Source organism: Desulfobacterales bacterium, assembly GCA_030066985.1.
Classification (GTDB): domain Bacteria; phylum Desulfobacterota; class Desulfobacteria; order Desulfobacterales; family JAHEIW01; genus JAHEIW01.
Map to the genome: position 1 here is coordinate 1 of JASJAN010000061.1, position 7,917 is coordinate 7,917.

General features: G+C 46.9%; 5 protein-coding genes and 4 tRNA genes. 2 read left to right on the forward strand and 7 right to left on the reverse strand.

The genetic code is table 11. The features are described from left to right. Window positions 1-14 precede the first annotated feature (14 nt). The 7 genes from QNJ26_21330 to QNJ26_21360 all read right to left on the reverse strand — a co-directional run bounded on the left by QNJ26_21330 (window position 15) and on the right by QNJ26_21360 (window position 6,559). A tRNA-Asp gene (locus QNJ26_21330) sits at window positions 15-93 on the reverse strand. Window positions 94-151: 58 nt separating this feature from the next. Continuing rightward, window positions 152-227, reverse strand: a tRNA-Val gene (locus QNJ26_21335). 188 nt (window positions 228-415) lie between these two features. Continuing rightward, entirely contained in the window at window positions 416-2,851 is a 2,436-nt protein-coding gene (lon, locus tag QNJ26_21340) for an endopeptidase La (GenBank protein MDJ0988100.1), read from the reverse strand. Between the two features lie 270 nt (window positions 2,852-3,121). Further along, a complete protein-coding gene (gene clpX, locus QNJ26_21345; protein MDJ0988101.1) occupies window positions 3,122-4,366 on the reverse strand; it encodes an ATP-dependent Clp protease ATP-binding subunit ClpX in 1,245 nt (414 codons plus the stop codon). Further along, window positions 4,359-4,982 (reverse strand): ATP-dependent Clp endopeptidase proteolytic subunit ClpP, encoded by a 624-nt coding sequence (gene clpP / locus QNJ26_21350; GenBank protein MDJ0988102.1) that lies wholly within the window; start codon window positions 4,980-4,982, stop codon window positions 4,359-4,361. Before clpP ends, clpX begins: the two co-directional genes overlap by 8 nt. 81 nt (window positions 4,983-5,063) lie before the next feature. Continuing rightward, window positions 5,064-6,389: a trigger factor gene (gene tig / locus QNJ26_21355; GenBank protein MDJ0988103.1), complete on the reverse strand. Its 1,326-nt coding sequence runs from the start codon at window positions 6,387-6,389 to the stop codon at window positions 5,064-5,066. An 83-nt stretch (window positions 6,390-6,472) separates the two neighbouring features. Next, window positions 6,473-6,559 (reverse strand) — tRNA-Leu (locus tag QNJ26_21360). A 342-nt stretch (window positions 6,560-6,901) separates the two neighbouring features. Between QNJ26_21360 and QNJ26_21365 the strand changes: the two genes are divergently transcribed. Together QNJ26_21365 and QNJ26_21370 are read left to right on the forward strand one after the other, a co-directional pair. Further along, window positions 6,902-7,612 carry an N-acetylmuramoyl-L-alanine amidase gene (locus tag QNJ26_21365; GenBank protein MDJ0988104.1) on the forward strand — a complete coding sequence of 237 codons (711 nt, stop codon included), beginning with the start codon at window positions 6,902-6,904 and terminating at the stop codon, window positions 7,610-7,612. A 227-nt stretch (window positions 7,613-7,839) separates the two neighbouring features. Further along, a tRNA-Pro gene (locus tag QNJ26_21370) sits at window positions 7,840-7,916 on the forward strand. Window position 7,917: the final 1 nt, after the last annotated feature.

The following is a 7,917-nucleotide window of genomic DNA, read 5'->3' on the forward strand; positions in this document are numbered from 1 at the left end:
CCTTTTTATTAAAATGGCGGGGACGACGAGACTCGAACTCGCGACCTCCGGCGTGACAGGCCGGCGTTCTAACCAGAACTGAACTACGCCCCCGAAACTTTTATTGCTTTTATGGTTGCGAATAGCTTGATCCTACCACTCAGAAAATGAGTGGTAGGCGGAACAGGGCTTGAACCTGTGACCCCCGGCTTGTAAGGCCGGTGCTCTCCCAACTGAGCTATCCGCCCATGTTTAACTCGATTAGCATGTTTGGATGGCCAACAAGTCGGTGACCCTCCCGCCCGCCAGGCGGGATGCTCTCCCAACTGAGCTATCCGCGCATGCCTGCAACCCATTGGGCCATCATGAAACAGCATTTGCTAACAACTTCAACCCATATTGTCAAGGTTAAAGTCCGATGGCAGATAATTCGCACTTAAATCAGGTTGGTGGGCTTTTCCGTCTCTTCGGATGTGATTTCAAGCGGAATGTCAACATTCTTAAAAAGCCGGTGTCCGTTATCAATAATCAGCGCGTGGGTCAGCACTTCATCCATATGTTCCACCAGGATGATTTCAAGCTGTTTGGAAATGCTCTTGGGCACATCCTTTAAGTCTTTTTCATTTTCCTTCGGGATCAATATTTTCTTGATTCCCCCCCGATGTGCAGCGATAATTTTTTCCTTCAAACCGCCGATCGGCAACACACGGCCCCGTAAAGTGATTTCTCCGGTCATGGCAATATCGCGATGTACCGGACGTTTAGCCAGGGCAGACACCAGAGATGTGCACATCGAAATACCGGCAGAAGGCCCGTCTTTGGGGATAGCGCCTTCCGGAATATGAATATGGATATCGTATTTGCGATAAAATTTCTCATCGATTACCAGGTTATGCGCCCGCGACCGAACATAGCTCACTGCAGCCTGGGCTGATTCCTGCATGACGTCGCCCAACTTGCCGGTCACTGTCAGCTTGCCTTTGCCGGGCATGATCAGTGTTTCGATAAAAAGCAGTTCACCGCCCACCTGGGTCCAGGCCAAACCGGTAACCATCCCAACCTGGTCCTTTTCTTCAACCTGTTCCTGCTTGAATCGGTAAGGCCCGAGGTATTTAGCAATCGTTTTTTCAGATACTTTGAATTCTGTTTTTTCTTTGTTCTTAACCGCTTCCTTGGCCAACTTACGACAGATCGAAGCCAGTTCGCGTTCAAGATTTCGTACCCCGGCTTCACGGGTATAGCGTCGTATGACCGCCAGGATCGAATTTTTGCTGAAGACAACGTTTTTGCCTTCCAGACCGTTAAACTTAATCTGTTTGGGCACCAGAAAGCCCTTGGCAATATGATATTTTTCATACTCGGTATAACCGGGCAGACGGATAATTTCCATCCGGTCCTGCAGCGGTAAGGGTATATCCGGCAGGGTATTGGCTGTGGTAATGAAAAGGATATCGGATAAATCATAATCCATATCGAGATAATGATCATTGAAACTAAAGTTTTGCTCGGGATCCAATACTTCTAAAAGCGCCGCAGACGGATCGCCTCTGAAATCCATGCTCATTTTGTCGACTTCATCAAGGCAGAAAACCGGATTATTTACGCCGACTTTCTTAAGAGATTGCAGGATCTTACCGGGCAAAGCACCGATATAGGTTCGCCGATGTCCACGGATTTCGGCTTCATCTCTAACCCCACCGAGAGACAGCCTGACGTATTTGCGGCCGGTGGCCCGGGCTATCGATTTGGCCAGCGATGTTTTACCCACACCCGGCGGTCCAACAAAGCACAGGATTGGGCCCCGGATTTTTTTTACCAGAGCCTGAACGGCCAGATATTCCAGAATCCGCTCTTTGGGTTTTTCCAGACCGTAGTGATCTTCATCGAGAATGCCTTCGGCTTCATCGAGGTCGTCGCGCACGTCGCTTTGGTCGTACCAGGGCAGGCTGATGATCCAATCGACATAATTTCGCACAACCGTGGCTTCGGCCGACATGGGCGTCATCATCTTTAATTTTTTGAGCTCCGCCTGGACTTTTTCAGTGGCCTCTTCTGACATCTTTTTGTTCTTGATTTTTTCCTCAAGCTCTTTGATATCGTCGCCCGGATCGTCATCAGCGCCCATTTCCTTTTTGATCGCCCGCATCTGTTCGTTCAGATAGTAATTCTTCTGGGTCTGCTCCATCTGCTCTTTAACGCGGTTTTTAATCCGCTGATCCATACGGTAAACTTCAATTTCCATCTTTATCAGGCTTAAGAGCAGCGACAGTCGGTCGGTGGCAGAAAAGGTTTCCAGCAGCTTTTGTTTGTCCTCTATTTTAAATGAGAAATGCGACGCGACGGTATCGGCCAGTTGAGATGAATCGACAATGGCCGAAGCATTGGTGACCAACTCTTTGGAGATGTTTTTATTGACACTGGCATATTCTTCAAATTCTTTGATAACCGAACGAACGAGTGCCAGCGCTTCGGCTTCATTGACAACTGGTTCAATGATTTTTTCAACTTGGACCTGAAAAAAATCGTCTTCCAATGAAAACTGTTCAATACGGGCTCTGGATTTTCCTTCCACCAGCGCTTTAACCGTTCCATCGGGCAAGCGCAGCAATTGAAGTACCTTGCCAATCGTACCAACGCTGTTGATGTCTTTTTCACCGGGGTTGTCCACGTTGGCGCTTTTCTGAGTGGACAGAAAAACAAGCTTGTCTTTGTTCATGGCATCCGCCAGTGCATTAACCGACTTGGTTCGCCCGACAAAAAGCGGCGCCACCATATGGGGCAGGACCACAAGGTCCCTTAATGGTAATAGGGGTAACAACATCTTTGTTTCCATTGCTCCTTCATCTTTAAAAAATTTGGGTATGTTGACCATGGATTTCCTTTTTTTAATTTAGCCCATTTTAACTATTATTTTAGTATCGTTCAATATGATTAAGATTATAATCTCATTTACCGAAAGCGGCAACATGGATTAACAAGAGCAGGATGTTTGAGCTGCGCTTATTCATGAATGAGGAAATTTCTTCATAGGCAAGGCCGCACGAAGGTTTTAGAGCGAGGCGTACTTGGAGTACGTTGAGGTCTGAAACCTGCGGAGAACGCAGCATATGGAGAAATTAACCATTCATGCAAGAATTTAAAATCAGGCTTGCTTCTTACTCTGCTCATACAACAATATCGGATCCTCCTTGTTGAGCACAACATCCTCACCGATCACACATTCTTTCACATCAGTAATAGACGGAATCTCGTACATGATATCGAGCATGCAGGTTTCCATTATGGCCCGTAGACCGCGTGCACCGGATTTGCGTTTCATGGCTTCCCGGGCAATAGCCGCCAGCGCGCTGTCGGTAAGTCTCAGATTGACACCTTCCATTTCAAAGAGCATCTGAAACTGTTTGAGCAGGGCATTCTTGGGTTCCTTCAGAATGCGAATCAGAGCGTTCTCATTGAGCTCATCAAGGGTTGCCACCACAGGTAAACGGCCCAAAAACTCAGGAATCAGACCAAATTTAATCAAATCCTCAGGCTGCACATCCATCAGGATCTCACCAATGGTTCTTTCGGTTTCCAAAAGAATTTTGGCGCCGAAACCCATTTGCTTGGATCCCATACGACGTTGAATAATCTTTTCCAGACCGTTGAACGTCCCCCCGCAGATGAAAAGAATGTTGGAGGTATCCACTTTAACAAAATCCTGTTGCGGATGTTTGCGTCCGCCTTTTGGCGGCACACTGGCCGTCGTTCCTTCAATGATCTTCAGCAAGGCCTGCTGAACACCCTCACCTGAAACGTCACGGGTAATCGAAGGGTTATCGGATTTACTGGCAATTTTATCAATTTCATCGATATAGACGATACCGCGTTTGGCTTTGTCGACATCATAGTCCGCATTCTGAAGCAAAGATAGGATGATGTTTTCAACGTCCTCACCAACGTAACCCGCTTCCGTTAAGCTGGTGGCATCTGCAATCGTAAATGGCACATTTAAGAAACGGGCCAGCGTTTGAGCCAGCAGTGTTTTGCCGCACCCCGTTGGACCGATCAGCATGATATTGCTTTTCTGAATTTCAACATCACCGGTATTCAACGTGGAATCCAGACGCTTGTAATGGTTGTAGACGGCAACCGACAGCACCTTTTTGGCCGACTCCTGCTCGATAACATAGCCATCAAGCTTTTCCTTGATTTCTTTGGGTGCCAGGATGCGATCCGAATCTTTGGAATCTTTCTCGCTCTCTTCCTCGATAATTTCACTGCACAGCTGGATGCATTCGTCACAGATATAGACGGCCGGGCCCGCAATCAGCTTGCGCACTTCAGATTGATTTTTCCCGCAGAAAGAACAGAACAGATTGTCATTTTCATCTTTTTTCTTAGGCATTATCGCTCTCCGAATCTTCTAAATTATCAAGATCATCACGGTTGGCAATGACATGGTCAACGATACCATAGACCTTTGCTTCCCCACCTGACATGAAAAAATCTCGATCAGTATCTTTTTGAATCTCTTCGATTTTTTTACCGGTATGCTCGACCAGAATTTGATTCAAGCGGTCTTTCATTCTCAAGATCTCTTTGGCCTGAATTTCAATGTCTGATGCCTGCCCTTGAAAACCACCCATGGGCTGGTGGATCAGAATCCTTGAATTCGGCAAAGAGTACCGTTTTCCGTGCGTTCCAGCTGCCAGCAAAACCGCTCCCATACTGGCAGCCTGGCCGATGCAAACCGTTGTAATATCCGGTTTAATGTACTGCATGGTATCGTAAACCGCCAGACCGGCTGTCACCAGACCGCCAGGCGAATTTACGTAAAAATTAATGTCTTTATCCGGATCTTCAGATTCCAAAAATAACAGTTGGGCAATAATGAGATTGGCAATTTCATCGTTCATCGCTGTTCCGAGAAAGATGATACGGTCTTTAAGGAGCCGCGAATAGATATCGTACGCTCGCTCACCCCGGCTGCTTTGCTCAATCACCATCGGTATCAGTGGCACTATTTTTCTCCTTATTTATAATAATCGTTTATTGGGGGACTGTATACCTATTTTTTTAGGCTGTCGGTTTTACGGCAACGCTTATTTTTTGGATTTGGTTTTTGCCGCCGCTTCAGGCTTTACGTCCTTGATGCTGCTACTGTCTAAGATAAGTTTAATCGCCTTTTTTTCAAGCAAGGTGTGTTTGAACAACTCAAGTTTGTCTTTGTTTTGATCATAATATTGTTTTATGCCTTCCAGGGGCTGATTAAAGTTTTCCGACATTTCCTTGAGGCCGCTTTCCACTTCTCCTTTATCCACCTCGAGTTTCTCTTGATCGATCATTTTACCCAAAATCAGATGGCGTTTGACCTGGTTTAGCGCTGTGTCACGGTATTTTTCAGCGATCATTTCCTTTGAAAGCCCCATATCCTCCAGAGAGGTATTTCGGTAAGCAAAGGAGCGTTCCGCCTCCTCAATGATCCCCTGTAGCTCCATTTCAACCATTGCATCCGGTACTTCAAAAGTTGTTCTGGAAATCAGTTCTTTGAAAATTTGCTCATTGAGCTCCTGCTCTTTGCGTTTTTCATAGCCTTGCTTGATATTGTCCAGAATGACCGTTTTCAGTTCGTCCAGGGTTTTGTAAGGGCCGGCTTTTTTGGCCAGGGCATCGTTCAGTGGCGGCAAATTCTCCTGCCGGATTTCGTTCAAAACCACTTCGAATGAGATTTCCAATCCGGCCAGATTTTCATTAGGGAAATCCTTATCGAATTGGGTGGTAAATTTCTTTGATTCCCCGACTTTCATTCCGGTAATTTGTTGGTCGACATCTTCCGAAATGACCGCCTTGCCGATTTGTAAATTGAAATTCTCCGTCTTGGTAAATTCGGGAACCGGTTTGCCATCATGAGTGCCTTCAAGGTCGACGAGAACAAAATCATCTGCCTGGACCGGCCGATCTTCAGTGACTTTTTCATGCTGGGCCATACCCTTTTGAAGCGCTTTCAACTGGGCATCCACCTCGTCGTCACCGGGCGCATACAGGGTTCGTGTCAGATCCATACCCTTATAATTAATATCGCTGATATCGGGAGTGATTTCAACCGTGGCCTTGTACTCATAAGCGCTATCGGCAGCCAGCTCCGGGGGGTCCAATTCGGGATTCCCCACGATTTTCAGATCGCTTTGTTTGATGGCATCAATAAATGAGCTTTGAATTAAGCGAGACGATACATCGGCATGCACATCCTTTTTAAACATGCGTTCCAGAACGGGCCGGGGGACTTTACCCGGTCTAAACCCCTTTACCTTGGCGCTTTTCATCAGTTGGTTGTAAGCCTTGTCCAATTCCTGGACAACTTCCTCCTGGGGAACTTCAATGTGAAGTGTTTTCTTTACGCTACTGACATCTTCGATTTTAAACGGCATCTTGATTCCAATTCAATAAAATTTAAGCGCCTTAAACAGACCCCGTGTCAATGCGTTTGAAGGCACTTTGTTTGCAGCATAATTGGTGCGAGAGGGGAGACTTGAACTCCCACTCTGTTTCCAGAGCTGGATCCTAAGTCCAGTGCGTCTACCAATTCCGCCACTCTCGCATTTGTTTTTTTAAGGAACAACGAGCAGAAATTTTGGGTAAATCGATTTGGCAGGAGACCTTGTTCATTAAGACACCACAACAATTTAATGCGACAGCCCAGTCCCCAAATCCTTTAAATCTCAGTATAAAAAACAATACTGATAATGTCAATCAAATCAGCTGTCAAGATAAATATAGCCCCGATCCCGCCGACGGTGTTGAAAAAAAGGACAGGTTTAGGTATAAAAATAAGATGGTTTTGTTCACCGCGCAAGGTCCATATGCAACTGATGATCTCCGTTCAGCAGGGCGAACGGCCGCGACAGTCCCTCATGGGTTGCAGGTAAAATGGATAGCACTCATGTTGATCAGTCTGCTGATGGCGGTCATGGCCCCTGAAACCGATGCAAAACAAAAGCTTTTTGAAGCCCAAATGCCGGTGGTGGCCATAGATCCGGGGCACGGTGGCAATGATAACGGCGCCAAGGGGCCAAACGGTGTGCTGGAGAAAACGATCACCCTCAATCTGGCAAGGATCATCGCCCAACAACTGGAAGCCGACTACCGGGTGGTTTTAACCCGTGATGACGATTACGGACTTAACATTCCCAGCCGCACGGCTGCGGCCAATCATGCCAATTCCGATATTTTTATTAGCCTGCATACCGGCAGCAGCTTTGTCCACGATACCAATCGGTCCGCGGTATATTTTTATAGACCATTTCAAGGATCCGCTTTGGTGACGGAACCTAAACTTCAGCAGCCGTCAACCAACGGCGAATACGGTGTGCGCTGGGATATGATCCAGACCAAATATCGAGCCGCCAGTGAAAAATTGGCCAAGCATGTTCAATCAGAGCTGACATTGATTTGGCAGCCGTCGGACGTTGGTGTTAAAGGTATCCCTTTACTGGTTTTGCAGGGCGCGGATATGCCGGCAGTGGCCATCGAAATAGGCAACCTGGCCAATGCCAACGCCGAAAAGCAACTGACTGATACCCAATTTTTGTCACGGATTGCTGAAGGGATTGTCAACGCGATTACCGCCTTTTTGGCAGACAAACCCCGGTAACCCATTACGGACTGGAACTAAATTATTTTTCCAACAGCAATTGAAGATCGATAAAATTCTCTCGCAAAGACGCAAAGTCGCCAAGAAGTGCGTTTTAAGGCTTGGCTTCTTGGCAGTTTTGCGTGGGAATATATTCTCCAGATTGAAAAGGTACAGACAACATCATAAGTTTTAAGATTCAAAGCTTGCAGGAATGATAAAGGCGTGGTAAGCAGTTTTCCGCAGATCGGGGCGTGGCGCAGCCTGGTAGCGCGCCTGCTTTGGGAGCAGGAAGTCGGAGGTTCAAATCCTCTCGCCCCGACCAG

What these genes read in the sequence shown, in the direction of transcription:
- tig (MDJ0988103.1), bottom strand. Translation starts at nt 6,389, where the DNA reads ATGCCGTTTAAAATCGAAGATGTCAGTAGCGTAAAGAAAACACTTCAC.
- lon (MDJ0988100.1), bottom strand. Translation starts at nt 2,851, where the DNA reads ATGGTCAACATACCCAAATTTTTTAAAGATGAAGGAGCAATGGAAACA.
- QNJ26_21365 (MDJ0988104.1), top strand. Translation starts at nt 6,902, where the DNA reads ATGTTGATCAGTCTGCTGATGGCGGTCATGGCCCCTGAAACCGATGCA.
- clpX (MDJ0988101.1), bottom strand. Translation starts at nt 4,366, where the DNA reads ATGCCTAAGAAAAAAGATGAAAATGACAATCTGTTCTGTTCTTTCTGC.